Below are 15,967 nucleotides of genomic sequence, written 5' to 3'. Positions count from 1 at the left end.
GCGCGGCGGTTCAGCTGGGTGCGGGTGCGAGCACGATGTCGAAGCGGACGCGTGACCACGGCCGGGCGTCGAGGTCGCGGCCGTCCGGGGTCGGCGTGCCGGCGCGCTGTTCGGCGAAGTCCCTGACGAGGGAGTCCTTCACCCCGAACACGCTGTCTCGGTCGAGCAGCTCGTCTCCGCGCACGAAGATGTGTGTGACCAGGGTGCGCAGGCCGTCGGCGGTGACCATGAAGTGCAGGTGCGAGGCGCGCATCGGGGAGCGGCCGGTTGCGGCGAGCATCGCGCCGACCGGGCCGTCGTGGGGAATCGGGTACGGCGTGGGGGTGATGGCCCAGAAGTGGAAGTTGCCGTCCTCGCCGCTGAAGAGGTGCCCGCGGCCGGCGGTGCGGTCGTCGTCATACTGGACGTCGTAGAACCCGTCCTCGTCGGCCTCCCATACCTCGATCCGGGCGCCGGGGACCGGGTTGCCGTCGGTGTCGCGGACGGTGCCCTCAACCCAGCACGGCTGGCCGGTGGCGCCGGCAGCGATGTCGCCGCCGAGCTCGACGTGCGGGGCGTCGTCGATGAAGAACGGCCCGAACACCGTCGCTTCGGTCGCGTTCGCGTACGCCTGGTTGTTGATCGCGATAGTCTGCATGGAGGCGCCCAGAGCGTCGGAGAGCAGGATGAACTCCTGGCGCCGGTCGTCGGTGATGTGGCCGGCGGCGGTGAGGAAGTCGATGCCCTGCTTCCACTCCTGCTCGGTGAGGCGCACCTCGCGCAGGAACGCGTGCAGGTGGGTCACCAGCGACCGCATGATCTGCTTGAGCCGGGCGTCGGGCGTGGCATCGAACGAGTCCAGGACCCGCCCGACCAACTCGTCCTCCCGGGCCCGCTGGTCCTGCGAGACCTCAGGCGGCACGCTGCTGGCAGCGTCGGTGTCGGCGCTGATCGGATTGGTGTCGGCGGTCATCGGGGGTCGGCTCCTTCCCAGGCATCGTGCAGGAGGCGCTGCAGGTCGTTGGTGGTGACGGCCGCGGGGTTGGTGTCGGGCACGACGGGCAGGATCGCCTCGACCGCTGCCGGGATCTGTGCCTCGTGGAGTCCGTAGTCACGCAGCGCCCGGGGCGCGTCGAGGCGCCGACGCAGGGCCTGCAGGCCCTCGATGGCGGTGTCACTGCCGAAGGCTCGCGCGATGCGGTCGGCGGCGGCGGGGGCGGCCGGCCCGTTGAGCGCGAGGACGTAGGGCAGCACGACGGCGTGGGTCGGGGCGTGCGGCAAGCCGTACATGCCGCCCAGGACGTGGCAGATCTTGTGGTGCAGGCCGGACCCGGCGGAGGCGAACGCGACCGCCGACAGATACGAGCCGTAGAGCGCCGCCTCCCGGCCGGGCAGCCCTTCGGGGTCGTGGACGACCTGTGGGAGGCCGGAAGCGAGCGCGCGGATGCCCTCGGCGGCCAGCGCCGCGTCGATCGGGTCGGTGCGGGGCGCCCACATGGAGTCCACACAGTGCGCCAGCGCGTTCAATCCGGATGCGACGCTCAGGTCGACCGGAAGGGAGAGCGTCAGGGCCGCGTCGTAGACGACTGCGCGCGGCAGTACTCGCGGGTCCACGCCGGTGGTCTTGCGAGCGCCCTCGGTCAGCCCCCACACATTGGTCGCCTCCGAGCCTGCGTACGTGGTCGGCACCGCGACGATCGGTACGCCTGCGGTGAGCGCGATCGCCTTGGCGAGGCCGGTGGTGGAGCCACCGCCGACACTGACGATCGCGTCGACGTCGTACTCGGCGGCAGCTGCTCGGGCGCGTTCGGCGACCGGGACCGGGACGTGCATCGCGACCTCGTCGTGGACCAGGACGACGGGGAGCCCGCCGGTGATCTGCTTGGCGAGGGCCGTCTCGGCGGGTGCGGCGATCACCATCACCCGGGAGGCGCCCAGACGTGTGACCTCCTCCCCCACCGCGTGGGCTGCGCCGCCGGAGGCGAACCGGATGCGCTGGCCGAGTGTCTCGTGCTCGAACCGCAGGCTCATGCGCGACTGCCCAGGCCGAGGATCTGGGTCAACGCGTCGCGCAGTGCGGACTCGGGGTCGGCGGGCAGCACGGCGGCGCGCCATCCGATGTGCTTGTCGGGGCGCACCAGCAGAGCGCCGCTCTCGTCGATCTCGCGCAGCCTGGACCAGTCGTAGTAGAGGTCGGTGATCTCACGGCCGGGGCCGATGATGACGGTCGTCAGGTCGATGCCGAGCGCATGGGCGACCGTCGCGGCGGCGTTCTCCCAGGCCTCGCCGGCGATGCCGGTGATGAGGGTGAACCGGGTGTACGGCGCGAGATCCATCGTGGCGAGCTTCCGCTTGTTGTTGCCGACCCAGGCGTGCGGCAGGTGCGAACCCGGCACCGTCGATGCCTGGTAGTACAGGTCCGGGTCGCGGGTGGGTTCGGGCCGGGGGGTGCCGTCGGAGACGACCGCGCTGGACTCGTAGCACTGGCCGAGCTCGACGCCGTGGGCGTTGAACTCGTAGTTCTTCAGTTCCATCGCTTTGACCAGGGCGGCGCGCTTGGCTGCCCCCGCGGGGGTGTTGGCCTTGCGCTCCTCGATCTGGCGGACCATCTCCTCTTCGGTCTTGGCCTCGGTGACGCCGAGCGCGACGAACAGGTCCACGAACTCGCGGCTGGACTTGTTGGCGCGTTTCACGATGCGTTCGGCGACCGGGGCGCGCTCGGTGGAGTAGGTGTCCAGCAGCGAGGGGGACGCTTGACCTCTGAGCACCGCAGCGAGCTTCCACGCCAGGTTGTAGGAGTCCTGGATGGAGGTGTTGGAGCCCAGCCCGTTGCTCGGTGGGTGCCGGTGGACGGCATCACCGGCGCAGAACACTCGTCCGGACTGCAGGTGCGCGGCGTACATCTCATTGTTGCCCCACAGCGACGTGCCCGTGATTTCCACGTCAAGGTCGGGCATGCCGAGCAGGTTACGCACGATCTGGGTCGCGGCGGCCTCGTCGACGACCGGAGGCTCGTCGTTGATGTCGTAGCCCCACACAATCAGCCACTCGTTCCACGGGCGGACCATGCGGACCAGGCCGGCGCCGATGCCGCCGACGTTGGAGCCGGGTTGGATGACCCAGTACAGCACCGAAGGCCGATGGTTGCAGTAGGCGCTGATGTCGGCCTTGAAGGTGATGTTCATGGAGCCGGCGATGTCCATGGCGCCCTCGTACCGCAGCCCGATGTCAGCGGCAACCTTCGACCGCGCGCCGTCGGCGCCGATGAGGTACTTCGCCCGAATCGTGTACCGCGTGCCGGTGAGCCGGTCCAGGACCTGGACGTCGACGCCGTCGGCGTCCTGGGTGTGGGACAGGTACTCGGTGGAGAACCGTGACTGCGTGCCGCGCATCGTCGCGTTCTTGACCAGAATCGGCTCGAGGTAGGTCTGCGGGATGTCGACGGTCAGGCACGGCGAGGCGAGCTGGTAGTCGGCCTCTCGCGCAGCGCTGGTACCCCAGGTGTGGATCCGGCCGATCTCCTCACCGGCGATCGAGGTGCAGAACACGGTGTCACCGACGAGGTGGTGCGGGGTGGCGTCGGCGAGCACCTGGTCCTCGATCCCCATGTCTCGGAAGATCTCCATGGCCCGCTGGTTGGTGATGTGCGCCCGAGGGGTGTTCGCGGTCCACCGGTACTTGGTGATCATGATGTTGGGGACACCCAGGGTCGACAGGAACAGCGCGGCCGCCGACCCTGCCGGTCCGGATCCGACGATCAGCACGTCGGTCTCGACCGCCGCGGACGTCGGCAGTTCGGTCTCACTCTGGCCGTCGTTGAACACGGGCATCGATACATCCCCTCGGGCCGGTCGTGCGCCGGCGCCTAGCGAGCCAGTGTCAGCAGTCGCAACCGCGGCGTCGACATGTGACGCTCATCTCGGCCAGAACCCGATGCGATGGCCGATCCACGCAAGCTTGTAGCCCGGAAGGCGAAACGGTGTGGGTCAGTCCAGCGTCCGGGAGAACAGGGCCCGCCGGCGGACGTCCGTGGCGCGTTCCCCGAAGTGGGACCTGAAGGCGTTCGAGAAGTGGGCGGCGGACGTGAACCCGCAGTAATGGGCGAGGCCGGCGATCGTCATCGTGGCCGCCGTCGGCTTCTCCAGGAGGTTCCGGGCGGCCTCCAGGCGGCGGGCCAGGACGTATTTGGGCACGGTCGTGCCGGCTTCGGCGAAGACCCGGGAGAGGTGCCGCGGGCTGATGCCGACGGCCGCGGCCACCTGAGGTGCGCTCAGGGCCGGGTTGGCGAGGTGCTGGTCGATGTAGGTCTGTGCGGCGGCGCGGTGTGCAGTGGACAGGGCGTCGCGGTCCGCGCCGGCGAGCGCGGCGACCAGTTCCAGCAGGGCAGCCTCGTTGGCCGGGCGTGGGTCGTCGGATCTGGTCGCGGCGCCGACCTCGCGGGCGAGCGCGTGGGCGACGGAGTTGGCACCGGCGGCGAAGTTCACCACCGTCGGGCGGGCGACATGGTCGACGCCGGTGACGTCGGCGAATACCGCGTGCGGGATCTTCAGGACAAGCTCCTCGAGCCCGTGGGAGAACCCGCGCATGAACGGCCGGTCGGCGTCGCACATCAGCATCTCGCCGGGCTGGACGGTTCGGACCCCGTCGTCGTGGTAGAAGAACGCCTCCCCGACCAGGCTGAAGAACAGCGCGACGGACTCGGCGGGCCGGCGCCTGATCAGTGTCTCGTCACGCTCGACGACGTGGGAGTTGCCGCGCACCCGGGCGAGGTGAATCCGCTCCAGCTGCACGTTGATCTCGGTCGCCTCCAGCACGGCCGCGGTGAGGGTGCGACAGCGCAGGCCGATGAGGGCCTCGGCGTTGTGGCTCTCCCACAACTCGACGCGCTGCCGTTCGGGCAATCCCGCGGTGGAGAACGCCACCGGCGCCGGAGGCGTGATCTCCGCCATCGTCACAGTCTAGCCGTGGTGTCCGCCGCGTCTTCCTGGACAAACCCGGCACCCGGCTCAGGTGTCGCCGCGGGCTCGCGCCGCCGGCGCCGGCCGAGAAGGGTGTCCGCGCAGCTCAGCGCTGCGAGCGACAATCTCGGCGACCCGGCGGACGGCGGGGGATCCCTCGCCCGCTCGGGTCGCAAGGCCGAGGTCAACGGTCGATGCGCCGTTGAGTGCCACATAGGAGACGCCGCGGAGGGCGAGGCTCCGCACCGGCTCGGGCACCAGCGCGACGCCGAGGCCAGCCGCCACAAAGACAACCAGGGTGGCGGTCTCGCCGACCTCCATGACCGAGGTGGGGCGAAAGCCCGCAGAGGCACAGGCGGCGAGCACATGCTCGTGCATCGACGAGCGGTGGCCCGAGAAGTGCATGACGAACGGCTCACCCGCCAGGTGCGCGAGGTCGATGCTCCGCCGCCCGGCGAGCGGGTGCCGATCCGGCAGTACCGCCACCAGGGGCTCACGGCGCAGCGTGCGCATCTCGACCCCGCGCCGTTGCACCCCGTCGGGCCGCAGCACCACGAGGTCGTAGGTGCCGTCGAGCAGCCCGGCCACAAGGGCTGGGCTGAGCAGCTCCCCGTGCAGGTCGAGCTGCACGTCCGGGAGTTCGCTGCGCACCTCGCGCGCCGCCAGGGGCAGTAGGTCGTACGTCGAGGTGCCGATGAAGCCCGCCGACACCCGTCCTGCGTGGCCGGAGGCGACCAGCGCCATGTCGGTCGACGCCCGATCGGCCGACGCGAGCACGGCACGGGCGTGGTCGGCGAAGCGGCGACCAGCCTTGGTCAGCTCCACCCGGCGGGTGGTGCGGTCGACGAGCCCGACGCCGAGCTCACGTTCAAGCTGCTTGATCTGCTGGGACAGTGCCGGTTGGGCGATGTGTAACCTCGCCGCGGCTCGACCGAAGTGCTGCTCCTCGGCGAGCGCAGCGAACGAGCGCAGCTGCCGCAGTTCCATGCATTCAGGTTATCAATTGTGCAAGATTCAGTATTGGATCCAATGGACGGGCCGTCGTACGTTGGGGGCATGTGCTCCGCCTACCTCTACGCCGCGGCCCGCACGCCGTTCGGCCGCTTCGGCGGTGCCCTCGCCGAGGTGTGCCCCGACGATATCGCCGCGGTCGCGCTGCAGGGCGTGCTGGACAACGTGTCATGAGGACCACGATCTGCGACACCACGGCCCAGGCGGTCGCCGGGTTCCAGGACGGGTCGACGGTCCTGGTCGGCGGCTTCGGCATGGCCGGGATGCCGGTGCAGCTCATCGACGCGCTCATCGAGCAGGGCGCCTCGGATCTCACGGTGGTGTCCAACAACGCCGGGAACGGCGACACCGGTCTCGCGGCACTGCTGGCGAAGGGCCGGGTCCGCAAAGTCGTCTGTTCGTTCCCGCGGCAGTCCGACTCGTGGGTCTTCGACGGCTTGTACCGCCAGGGGCGCATCGAGCTCGAGGTCGTGCCGCAGGGCACTCTCGCCGAGCGCATGCGTGCGGCGGGAGCCGGCATCGGGGCGTTCTTCTCGCCCACCGGCGTCGGCACACCGCTGGCCGAGGGCAAGGAGATCCGGCAAATCGACGGTCGGCTTTACGTCCTCGAGCACCCGATCAAGGGCGACGTCGCGCTCATCGGTGCGCACCGCGCGGACCGGATGGGCAATCTCGTGTACCGCAAGACCGCCCGCAACTTCGGGCCGGTGATGGCGACCGCGGCCACGCTCGTGGTGGCCCAGGTACACGAGGTCGTCGAGACCGGCGATCTCGACCCCGAAGCGGTCGTGACGCCGAGCATCTACGTCGACAGGGTGGTGGCAGTGTGAGCCTGAACAAGCACCAGATGGCGGCACTGGTCGCCAAGGACATCCCGCCCGGCGCCTACGTCAACCTCGGCATCGGCCAGCCCACACTGGTCGCCGACCACCTACCCGAAAGCTCGGGCGTGGTGCTGCACACCGAGAACGGCATGCTCAACATGGGACCCGCAGCCACCGCAGACGAGATCGACCTCGACCTCACCAACGCCGGCAAGACCCCCGTGACCGAACTGCCCGGAGCGGCGTACTTCCACCACGCCGACTCGTTCGCGATGATGCGCGGTGGCCACCTCGACGTCTGCGTGCTCGGCGCCTTCCAGGTCGCAGCCACCGGCGACCTCGCCAACTGGCACACCGGGGAGCCGGACGCGATCCCCGCGGTCGGTGGGGCGATGGACCTCGCCATCGGCGCCAAAAGCGTCTACGTGATGATGACCCTCTTCGCGAAGGACGGGACACCGAAGTTGGTGCCCCAGTGCACCTACCCGCTCACCGGCGTCGGGTGCGTCGATCGCGTCTATACCGACCTCGCCACCTTCCTCATCACCCGCGACGGCGTCGTCGTACGCGAGACGTTCGGAATCTCATTCGACGAGCTCAACGAGAAGCTCGCCGCGCCCTTGCTGCGCGCACCCGCAACGCGGTAGGTAATACCGCCGGTGCATTCCGCCGCGAGCCCCGTGGGCTCGGGTGGGAAGTAAGCCATCTGGTACACCGTCGCGCTCAAGGCCATCACCCCGTAAAGCCCGGCCTGGAGGCGCCGCGGCGCCGACTGCCAGCAGCGCGACGATGCCCATCTGGACGTACTCCACGGTGGCGAACGCGTGCGCGGTGTTGTGCGCCGCCAGGGCCAGGTAGAGCGTGCCGAGCGCGAGGCCGCTCTGCTGCAGCGTGATCAACACGCCGCTGCCCACGCCGCCCAGGTGCGTCGGGACGTCGGCCAGCACGCTGCGGAAGAGGCCGACGAACAGTATCGACTGCCCGGCGCCGGCCAGGGCCAGCGGCCCCGCGGTGGCCCACAGGCTGACGTGCGGCCAGCCCTGCACGAGGACGGTCACGAGCGCGGCGAGGCCGGCGAGCTGTACGACCGCGCCGGCCGACAGCGCGGCCCGGCCGAACCGGCCGATCCACGGCTTCTGCGCCAGCAGCCACGCCAGCAAGATCTGACCAGGCTTGGCGTGTACCGTTCTGAAACTCGGCTTGGCTACGCTGCCTGGAATACTCGTTGTTGAGTCCATTGAGGACTTTCCGGCGACGGATCCGGACCGTGGCGAGATCGGTGACCGGTGCCGGCAAGGACTCGACGGCTGGAGGGCGCTGACCGCGTCCCTGATGTGGTCTGTGTTCGTTGTAATGCGCGACGTACTCCCGCGAGGACGGTGAGCAGGTGCCGCGGGTTGTACATCAGGATCCGGTCCAGGCACTCGCGGCGTACGGTTCGTACCCACCGCTCGGCATAGGCATTCGCCCGCGGCGCCCGCGGCGGCGTCCGCACGATCCTGATGCCCACAGCGGTGAACACCGCGTCGAACATTGCGGTGTACTTGGCTTCCTTCCGGCCCGGGACGCGTGGAGTGCCGTCGGTGTCGTCGTGCATGCCGTCGCGTAGCCGGGCCAGGGAACGGGTCAGCAGCCGCGAGACCTGCATCTGGGACACCCCGATCCTTGCGGCGATCTGCGCCTGGGTCATGTCGCCGACGAACCGCAGGGCGATGATGTGCCGTTCCCGTGCAGGCAGCGCGGCAAGGCCACGACGCAACGTTTCGCGCTGTTCGACCGCGTCGAGCCCGGGATCGGGCCCGCCGAGGACGTCGGACAGCAGCAGACTGTCGGCGCCTGGCGCCGGCTGTTCGAACGACCGTGGCCGGTATGCGTTCGCGCACCGCTGACCTTCCACCACGTCGTCGCTGCTGACGCCCAACCGGGTGGCCAACTCCGCCGTCGTCGGTGAGCGGTGCAGCACCTGCGCCAACTCCTCGCCGGCTGAGGCGAGTTGCGGACCGAGTTCCTGCAGCCGGCGCGGCGCCCGGACGGTCCAGCCGGTGTCCCGGAAATACCGTTTGATCTCACCGACGATGGTCGGGACGGCATAGTTGGCGAACGGCACGCCCCGGGTCTGGTCGTACCGGTCAATCGCCTTGATCAACCCCGATCGCGGCGACCTGGGTGAGATCTGCCAGGGGTTCGCCGCGGCCACCGTACCGGCGGGCCAGATACACCGACATCGGCAGATACCATTCGATCGCCCGGGTCCAGGCCGCCAGCCTGCGGGTATCGCCGGGCGCCATCTCGCCAAGCCGGGCCAGCAGCACGTCGGCGTACGCCTGGCGCGCGTCCGACACTAGAATGTCCGATGTGGACAGTTTCGCCACAGTACGGGGGGCGCGGCTTCCAGCGATCCGGCGGGCGCGCCGACAACGTCGCGGGCTCGGTGCGTCGCACCGGGAAGACGGCCGTGCTCATCGTGACACCGCCGGAGCCCGACCAGCCGCACGGATAACGATCAACGAAGGCGTGGTCTCAGTCATGTTGACCCCTCAGGTGGCCGGCGAGTCCGTAACGCCTACAGGACCTTGCCACTGGGGACCGGAGTGACACGATCACTCTACGCCCTACCAACCCACATCGGACCGATCTGTCACCGTCGGTCATTTCTGCGACCGATGTCATGTGCGCGTATGGGTCTACCGGGTCAGCCTCGCCCAGCACGATGCCGTGACCTGTTCCAGAGTCGACGGCCCAGCTCAGCACCGCCGCAGCCGAGGTCGGGCGCCAGCAACGTCCCCTACGCGTTGTCGCGGGGGTAAGCAACTCGGCATTGGCGAACGGTTTGGCAATGTAGTCGTCGGCACCCGCAGCGCGACCGGCGTCGAGGTCGCCGGTGAACGCCGACGCCGACACCCACCGACGGCTCGGACCCGGCACCGGCAGTGGCCCGGTTCCTGTCCGCCGGAGCCGGGTCCGGTCTCCAGCGGGTCGTCCTTCCGAGCTCGTCCGCGCTACGCGGAGGTGTGCGAGCTCGTCGCCGCGCTGCGGGGGCATCCCATCCACCACCACAGCCGCTCGGTCCAGGAGTGCACCGCCCACCTCGTCCAAGGTGGCGTGCCCGCTGCCTACGTCCCGCTGCTCGCCGGCTTGGACGAGTCGATCAGCCGCGGCAGCGAGGACCGCGTCACCGGCACCGTCGCGCAGGTCGCCGGCCTTGCCTTGGGTCGCTCCCGCTCAGCGAACCGTGGCAGAGAGGTTCTCGGTGCCGTCGACGATGGCTTGCGCGAGCTCGGAAAGGCGGCGGTTGCGGGTGCGGGCGGCGCGGCGCAGCAGGGCGAAGGCCTGGTCGAGATCCAGGTGCAGACGTTCGGCAAGGACGCCTTTCGCCTGCTCGATCAGGACCCTGCTGTTCAACGCGGTCTGCAGCTGATCCGTCAGGGTGTCGCGGCTGCGAATCGCGCGCTGCTGCAGCAGCCCGATCGTGGCGACGTCGGCGAGGGCCTTGCCGGCTCGGAGTTTGTCGTCGTCCAGCGCCCCGGCTTCGACGCCGAAGAGATTCAGCGCCCCGATGATTTCGGTGCGCAGACGCATCGGCAGGGCATGGACCGAGATGAAGCCGACCTCCGCCGCCGCGGCCGTGAATCGGGGCCAGCGGCCGGCGGAACGTATGTCGGACACCGATACCGGCCGTCCCGTAGTGAAGCAGTCGACGCAGGGTCCCTGGTCGGTCTGCAGCTGGAACAGCTCCAGCAGCCGGGCCCGCTCCGAGGAGGCCGCCACGAGTTGCAGGGTCTCCTGCTGATCGGTGAGCAAGATCCCCGCGGCGGAGACGCCCAACAGCTGCACGCACCGTTCGGTCAGCACGTGCATGAAGTCGATCACGTCGAAGTCGTTGACGAGTGTGTCCGCCATCTCGACGAGCACGTCGGCCAATGCGATCTCAGCCATCTCAAGCCCCCTGGTCATGCATCATGCCGCGCGCCTGCTGGTCGCCTGCAGCGTGGGACAGACCGGGCAGCACGGCACGCGCCACCTCAGTCACCTTCGGATCGACCATTGCCGCTGGAGCCCTCGGGGTTGAATCGTAGACGGTGGGTGACCACGTCGCCCGCGACGTCCCGTAGCCGCCGGTTGTGGACATATGCATAGGCCCGAAGGCGGATCAGGGCAAGGGTCACAGACAGTCCCAGTTGTACGCTGACCATGCCGGTGGCCTGGTGCACTTCCGGGTGCTGAAGGCCGGCCGATTCGGGGATGCGCCCCGAGGCTGGTAGCGCGGTGTCGACAGCATCGAGCAGGAGCGCGCATGCCGTGTCCGCCAGCATCAGCGCGTCGAGCAATTGCTCATGATCCAGTTCGCCCGGTCCGGCACGATAGAGATCCAGGACACCGAGCCGGATCGCGCCGACCCGGAGCGGCAGCGCGAAGATCGCCTGCACACCCGCCTCCACGGCGGCCGGCGCGAAAACGGGCCACCGCGCCCGGCTCTGGACAGTGCCGAGATCGGGAACGAGCACCAGGGTGCCACCGAGTGCGTCGACGCAAGGACCCTCGCCGAGGGTCAGGCTCAGCTCCTCGATCTCCGAAGCGGTCCGGTCGCTGCTGTAGATGGTCTCGCGGGGGGTTGCGGTCAGCGCCACGGCGATGGCGGCACCGTCCGTGACGGTGGTAGAGGTCGCCGCGGCGCACACATGTGCGACAGTGACCGGTCCGCTGGCCGCATATGCTGCAGCGAGGCCCCACAGACGCAACCTGCGGTCGACGCTCACCACGCTGCCCTATCCGGATATTTGCGCACCAACGATGCGATCATGAGCCGCCTCCGACACTCAAAGGTTATGCGGCCGCGACAGATGAGCAGTGCAGGACGAGACGGGATCGAAACGTCGACCCGCTTCCCGCGTCATGCGCCTAACCCCCGCGAACGTGGATGGCGTCCACGACGTGAGGGATACGACGACGCGGTGTTCCTCGCTGGCTGCTGGGCCGACGCCGACGGCTGCGGCTTACGGGCGGGACGGGGCGGGGTCCTGCGGCACGACGACGACGGGGCACGGTGCGTGTTGCACGCAGTGCTGGCTGACCGATCCGAGCAGGATCCCGGCGAGCGTGCCGTGCCCACGGCTGCCGAGGACCAGCATCTGCGCGCCGGCGGCCGCTTCCAGCAGGACCTGGGCCGGGTGACCCTGCGCGACGCGGGTGCGGATCTCGACGGGTTGGTCCTGCTGACCGGTGACATCCGCGACCGTTTCGGCGAGGACCTTCTCGGTGATGGTGGCGATGCTCTCGCCCTCATACGGCAGGGGTGGCCCGCCGTAGGAGTGGCCGATCAGCACGGGCTCCTGCCAGGCGCTGACGACCTCGACCGGCGCGCCGACCAGCCGGGCCTGGGTGATCGCCCAGCGCAGCGCCGTCTTGGAGTGAATCGAGCCGTCGACGCCGATGACGATGCGCCGGTCGCGCGTTTCGCGGTGATCGTTCATGGCGACCTTCTCGAGGTTGGTGTCCGCCCTGTCGGGTCCGGCGGCCGAAGCGGTCGGACCCGACGAGATCGGCTGACGTACGGAGGTACAGCCGGTGGCCGGTGCGGCTACCGCAGCCAGGGTGCGCGGCGCACCAGCGGCAGGGCGGCCCAGCTGCGGCCCAGTCCGAGGGTGTTCCCGGCGCCGAGCAGCGCCAAGAGGATCAGGACGGCCGCGTAGACGAGGTGGTCGTCCATGAACGGGTTGCTGGCCGGGGGCAGCACAGCGGTCCACATCATGACGGTCAGCAGTGCGCCGCCGACGGCGGCGAGCCGCATCCCGATGCCGAGCAGCAGCGCGACACCGATCGCGAGGAGCGCGCCCATGAACAGCACATCGGCAACGGCGGTCCCGGCGATGGCATGGTAGAAGCCGCTGAACGGGCCCTTGGCCGAGCCCAGGAATCCGTTGGTCGGGCTGCCACCGTTGATCCAGGCCCGCGCCGATGGGGTGGCGAACCCGAGGCCGAAGACCTTGTCCAGGAACGCCCACAGGAAGATCCACCCGAGCGCCAGCCGGATCCCGGCCACCAGATACCGGGCGGCGGTCGCCGAACGTGTGTCTGCATGGGCCGTCGATGCCGGTGCGGACACATGACGGTCGCCGGTGTTGGCGGCAGGGCTGGCACCGCCGTGATCTGCCGGCCGGTATCCGGTGACGTCCCAGTCCGGGACGAGCGGGTTGGCGGCGGTGCCGATGGCGTTGCGGGATGCGGTGCTGTGGTCGTTGGCGATGTTGACCATCGCGCTCACGTTCCTTCGCATTGCTTATGAATCGCGTCCCGCAGCGCGAGCGCTTGCGGGCGGAACTGTGGGCCGCTTCGGGTACGACGGGAGCGCATCGACAAATGCAGCAGGCCTGAACGCCGAAGTCCGCAGTGGGGACGGCCCTGGCTCGACGGTCACCAGGGATCGGAGCGACATCATCACCCTACGCCTGATCGCCCCGGACTGCGCCACGAGCAGCAGGCCAACCCCCAGCAGTAACGACAGCATCCATTCACACCGACCGCTACCAGGGCGCCGTAGCGCCTCCTACGACACGTGCACGGTGGCCGTGTGGGCGGGCTGCTATCTCCGTCCTGCGCCGTGCTCGTCGGTCGTTGTGCGGACGGAGCGGTCCACCGCAGCCCCCGCGTCCGCACGCGGCGGCACCGCCATGGACCCTGAAGTGATCTCGCAGCTGCTCGCCCGCCGGAAGCCACTCGCGGTGTTCACCACCCGGCAACGCCAAATGCTCGGCCGAGATGGCGGGCCGTCGCAGACTTCGGAGGCAGCCACGGGCGCGGGCGGGTCACGACTTCACTGCTCACGTCTGCCTCGATCTTGCCAACGCTCAACGCAACGGAACCCTGCCTGGCGGCCACGGTTGTCGGGCGCGGTGCTGGCATAGCAGGTCGGCTGCGGCGGTTAGCTCCGGGTGCACAGGGGTAGGTTGCGCGCCGTTGAGGGGGTGCACCGGTTGACGTCATCCGACACCTTGGCCACCGTCGTCGGGTGGCGCCGCGGGTTGACCGTACGTCGGCGGCTGCTGCACGCGGCGGCCTGGCTGACCACGCCGCTGCTACCGGATGACTATCTCGGGTTGGTCAATCCGCTGTGGTCGCGGCGGGAACTGCGTGGGCGGGTCGAGGATGTGCGGCCGGAGACCGCTTCCACGGCGAGCCTGACGATCCGTCCGGGGATCGGGTGGACGGGTCATCGCGCCGGGCAGCATGTGCGGGTGGGGGTCGACGTCCGGGGTGTCCGGCATTGGCGTCCCTTTTCGCTGTCCTCGTCACCGCACCGCACCGACGGGTGCCTCACGATCACCGTCAAGGCCACCCCGGACGGGCTGGTGTCGCCGTACCTGGTGCGCCACGCGACGCCCGGGACGATCGTTCGCCTCACCCCGGCCGAGGGTGACTTCGTGTTACCCGAGCCGCTTCCCGACCGGCTGTTGTTCCTCACGGCGGGCAGTGGGATCACACCTGTGGCGGCGATGCTGCGCAGCCTGGCCGCGGCGGGATTCCTCTCGTCATCTCGTCATCCGCGGTGGGAGGTAGATCCCCCGCGACGGACTCGACAAACGTTGGACCGTCGCCGGGCCTCTCGTGCCGCACCGCTCCGCGCTCAGGTTCGGCCGACAGGAGATAGAAAGGTCGCCTCCGCCCCGCCGGCCGCACCATGGCCGACCACGACCGCCGCACCCCCGCCGCCGCAGGCGGGCCGCTGAGCTCGCCGCCTGTGCGCGCCGCCCTCGACGGCGGAGGTGCACTGCTCGGTCATGTCAGATCTCGGCCCAGGCCGACGACCTTCCGGCCCCGGCGGTGTCCATCCATCCGCAGGGGGAACAACGGAGAGAAGGAGCCGACACGCGATGGATCCGGCGCTCGCCCGGGGATCTGCCGGCGTTGGCGCGCAGCGGCGACGGTGAGGCGCTCCGCGCGCTCATCGAGCCGTACCGGCATGAGTCGCGGGTGCGCTGCCACCGCATCCTCGGCTCGCGCCGCGTCCTGGGTGGCGGGCGGCATCGGCGGCCTGTCCGCCGCCGCGCTGGCATGGCGGCTGACCACAACCCAGCTCGGCCACGTTCTCACCCCGCCGCCTGGGACGTGGTGAGCAACGCCAGCGCGAGGTATCCGCCGCCGAGCAGTACCCCGCTGGCGGTGGCGGCGAGCAGGCGATGCGGGTCGCCGGTCGTGAGCGCGGCGGCGGCGATCCGGTTGGTAGCCGCCCGCACGGCGAGATCGATCAGCGCGAGCAGTACGCCAGCACGTCATGCCAGAGCCGAACCCGAGTTCCTGCGGCAGGAACTCCCATGGAATCGCGGTGTACAACACGAACAAGATCCCGCACAGCACCTGCCGATCCGGCAGCCGTCTGCGTCCCGGGTAACGGTAGTTCCGCTGCTGCTGCGGCAGCAGCGGCTCGATCCGTTCCCACAGTTCGTCCGGCACCATCCAAGGCAGCCGCTCGCCCTTGCGCACGAAGCGCCACTCTAGATCATCGATCTCACCGGCCCTGACCGGCTCGATCATTTCGTTAGGACCTCTAACTCGGCTAGAGCCGACGAAGCGGCGCACCGAGCCGGCGTTCGACTTCGAGGAGCTGCCGCCGCTCGACGGTGTTGTCGTGTTCCACCTGCGCCTCGACCGGTTCGACCGGGAGGCCCGGCGCGGGCCGCCGTGCGACATGCCGGTGGTGAGCACGCAGCCGGCATCTTCGCGCCGATCTCTCGCGATTGGTCGCGGCCGAGACCGTCGCGGGCCTTCGGATACCAGTCCTGCCCTCTTCTTCGACATGGTACGACACGGGGTCCGGCCCGGATTGTCGTCCTTCGACGGCGGCATACCGGAGCTCTTGCTGTTCCGCGAGACCAGCCGTTCCAGCTGCGCCACCCGGTCGGTCAACTCGGCGTTGGCCTGCCGCAATTGGTCCAGCTCTGCCACCCGGGTGATCAACTGTCGGCAGAGCCCGATCAGCTCTTCCCGCGACAGTTCCTCCAACATCGGTACCTACTGACTACAGCACACCAACGTCCCGAATGGACACACCGACACGCCCACCCACCCACGACGGCCGCGCACGGTTATGCCCAGCAACAGGCGATCACTCTCTGAGGTAGCCCTGATTGTTTACCCCTCACAACCAGCCGGCGACCACTCCAGGTTGGATCGCACGCCGTGACACGTCGGCCGGGCCGA

17 protein-coding genes and 3 pseudogenes are annotated in these 15,967 nt (G+C 69.5%); 6 read left to right on the top strand and 14 right to left on the bottom strand.

Annotated features, from left to right (window positions below):
• Nucleotides 1-10 precede the first annotated feature (10 nt).
• The 5 genes from AB0B76_RS40895 to AB0B76_RS40875 all read right to left on the bottom strand — a co-directional run bounded on the left by AB0B76_RS40895 (nt 11) and on the right by AB0B76_RS40875 (nt 5,924).
• The gene (locus AB0B76_RS40895) at nt 11-952 is read right to left on the bottom strand and encodes an intradiol ring-cleavage dioxygenase (protein WP_360385856.1); all 942 of its coding nucleotides are present in this window, start codon (nt 950-952) and stop codon (nt 11-13) included.
• Complete coding sequence (locus AB0B76_RS40890; RefSeq protein WP_360385854.1) at nt 949-2,010, bottom strand: maleylacetate reductase; 1,062 nt, start codon at nt 2,008-2,010, stop codon at nt 949-951. Before AB0B76_RS40890 ends, AB0B76_RS40895 begins: the two co-directional genes overlap by 4 nt.
• A complete protein-coding gene (locus tag AB0B76_RS40885; protein WP_360385852.1) occupies nt 2,007-3,809 on the bottom strand; it encodes an FAD-dependent monooxygenase in 1,803 nt (600 codons plus the stop codon). Before AB0B76_RS40885 ends, AB0B76_RS40890 begins: the two co-directional genes overlap by 4 nt.
• 156 nt (nt 3,810-3,965) lie before the next feature.
• Entirely contained in the window at nt 3,966-4,928 is a 963-nt protein-coding gene (locus tag AB0B76_RS40880; RefSeq protein ID WP_360385850.1) for an AraC family transcriptional regulator, read from the bottom strand.
• A gap of 57 nt (nt 4,929-4,985) precedes the next feature.
• Complete coding sequence (locus AB0B76_RS40875; RefSeq protein ID WP_360385848.1) at nt 4,986-5,924, bottom strand: LysR family transcriptional regulator; 939 nt, start codon at nt 5,922-5,924, stop codon at nt 4,986-4,988.
• A 69-nt stretch (nt 5,925-5,993) separates the two neighbouring features.
• Between AB0B76_RS40875 and AB0B76_RS40870 the strand changes: the two genes are divergently transcribed.
• Genes AB0B76_RS40870 through AB0B76_RS40860 form a run of 3 tightly spaced genes read left to right on the top strand, consistent with a single transcriptional unit; the run spans nt 5,994 to nt 7,419 of the window.
• Nucleotides 5,994-6,122, top strand: a complete 129-nt coding sequence (locus tag AB0B76_RS40870; RefSeq protein ID WP_360385846.1) for a hypothetical protein — start codon at nt 5,994-5,996, stop codon at nt 6,120-6,122.
• Nucleotides 6,119-6,778, top strand: a complete 660-nt coding sequence (locus tag AB0B76_RS40865) for a 3-oxoacid CoA-transferase subunit A (RefSeq protein ID WP_360385844.1) — start codon at nt 6,119-6,121, stop codon at nt 6,776-6,778. The genes AB0B76_RS40870 and AB0B76_RS40865 overlap by 4 nt, the downstream gene beginning before the upstream one ends.
• Before the next feature lie 17 nt (nt 6,779-6,795).
• Nucleotides 6,796-7,419: a 3-oxoacid CoA-transferase subunit B gene (locus AB0B76_RS40860; RefSeq protein WP_360385983.1), complete on the top strand. Its 624-nt coding sequence runs from the start codon at nt 6,796-6,798 to the stop codon at nt 7,417-7,419.
• Here the strand turns inward: AB0B76_RS40860 and AB0B76_RS40855 are convergent.
• From AB0B76_RS40855 to AB0B76_RS40825, 7 genes are all read right to left on the bottom strand, one after another.
• Nucleotides 7,357-7,932 carry a hypothetical protein gene (locus AB0B76_RS40855; protein ID WP_360385842.1) on the bottom strand — a complete coding sequence of 192 codons (576 nt, stop codon included), beginning with the start codon at nt 7,930-7,932 and terminating at the stop codon, nt 7,357-7,359. The genes AB0B76_RS40860 and AB0B76_RS40855 overlap by 63 nt on opposite strands.
• A gap of 44 nt (nt 7,933-7,976) precedes the next feature.
• Nucleotides 7,977-8,918: a sigma-70 family RNA polymerase sigma factor gene (locus tag AB0B76_RS40850; RefSeq protein ID WP_360385840.1), complete on the bottom strand. Its 942-nt coding sequence runs from the start codon at nt 8,916-8,918 to the stop codon at nt 7,977-7,979.
• A complete protein-coding gene (locus tag AB0B76_RS40845) occupies nt 8,902-9,144 on the bottom strand; it encodes a hypothetical protein (protein WP_360385838.1) in 243 nt (80 codons plus the stop codon). Before AB0B76_RS40845 ends, AB0B76_RS40850 begins: the two co-directional genes overlap by 17 nt.
• Before the next feature lie 850 nt (nt 9,145-9,994).
• Nucleotides 9,995-10,708, bottom strand: coding sequence for a GAF and ANTAR domain-containing protein (locus tag AB0B76_RS40840; RefSeq protein WP_360385836.1), 714 nt, complete (start codon nt 10,706-10,708; stop codon nt 9,995-9,997).
• Nucleotides 10,709-10,794: 86 nt separating this feature from the next.
• Entirely contained in the window at nt 10,795-11,529 is a 735-nt protein-coding gene (locus AB0B76_RS40835; protein WP_360385834.1) for a GAF and ANTAR domain-containing protein, read from the bottom strand.
• A 237-nt stretch (nt 11,530-11,766) separates the two neighbouring features.
• Nucleotides 11,767-12,243 carry a universal stress protein gene (locus tag AB0B76_RS40830; RefSeq protein ID WP_360385832.1) on the bottom strand — a complete coding sequence of 159 codons (477 nt, stop codon included), beginning with the start codon at nt 12,241-12,243 and terminating at the stop codon, nt 11,767-11,769.
• A 107-nt stretch (nt 12,244-12,350) separates the two neighbouring features.
• Nucleotides 12,351-13,025, bottom strand: coding sequence for a hypothetical protein (locus AB0B76_RS40825; RefSeq protein WP_360385830.1), 675 nt, complete (start codon nt 13,023-13,025; stop codon nt 12,351-12,353).
• 397 nt (nt 13,026-13,422) lie between these two features.
• Here AB0B76_RS40825 and AB0B76_RS40820 point away from each other — a divergent pair.
• Together AB0B76_RS40820 and AB0B76_RS40815 are read left to right on the top strand one after the other, a co-directional pair.
• Nucleotides 13,423-13,521: pseudogene (locus tag AB0B76_RS40820) on the top strand (DNA-binding response regulator); the annotation flags it as partial.
• Between the two features lie 240 nt (nt 13,522-13,761).
• Nucleotides 13,762-14,274: pseudogene (locus AB0B76_RS40815) on the top strand (FAD-binding oxidoreductase); the annotation flags it as partial.
• Between the two features lie 582 nt (nt 14,275-14,856).
• On the opposite strand, the gene AB0B76_RS40810 reads toward AB0B76_RS40815, so the two are convergent.
• Together AB0B76_RS40810 and AB0B76_RS40805 are read right to left on the bottom strand one after the other, a co-directional pair.
• On the bottom strand, nt 14,857-15,003 hold the full coding sequence (locus AB0B76_RS40810) for a hypothetical protein (protein ID WP_360385993.1): 147 nt from the start codon (nt 15,001-15,003) through the stop codon (nt 14,857-14,859).
• Between the two features lie 25 nt (nt 15,004-15,028).
• Nucleotides 15,029-15,223: pseudogene (locus AB0B76_RS40805) on the bottom strand (transposase); the annotation flags it as partial.
• Nucleotides 15,224-15,242: 19 nt separating this feature from the next.
• Here AB0B76_RS40805 and AB0B76_RS40800 point away from each other — a divergent pair.
• Complete coding sequence (locus tag AB0B76_RS40800) at nt 15,243-15,785, top strand: hypothetical protein (protein ID WP_360385991.1); 543 nt, start codon at nt 15,243-15,245, stop codon at nt 15,783-15,785.
• The last annotated feature ends 182 nt before the right edge of the window (nt 15,786-15,967 follow it).

Source organism: Dactylosporangium sp. NPDC049140 (genome assembly GCF_040648435.1).
The sequence above is the reverse complement of the archived record's forward strand: the minus strand, read 5'-3'. Positions and strand labels throughout refer to the sequence as shown.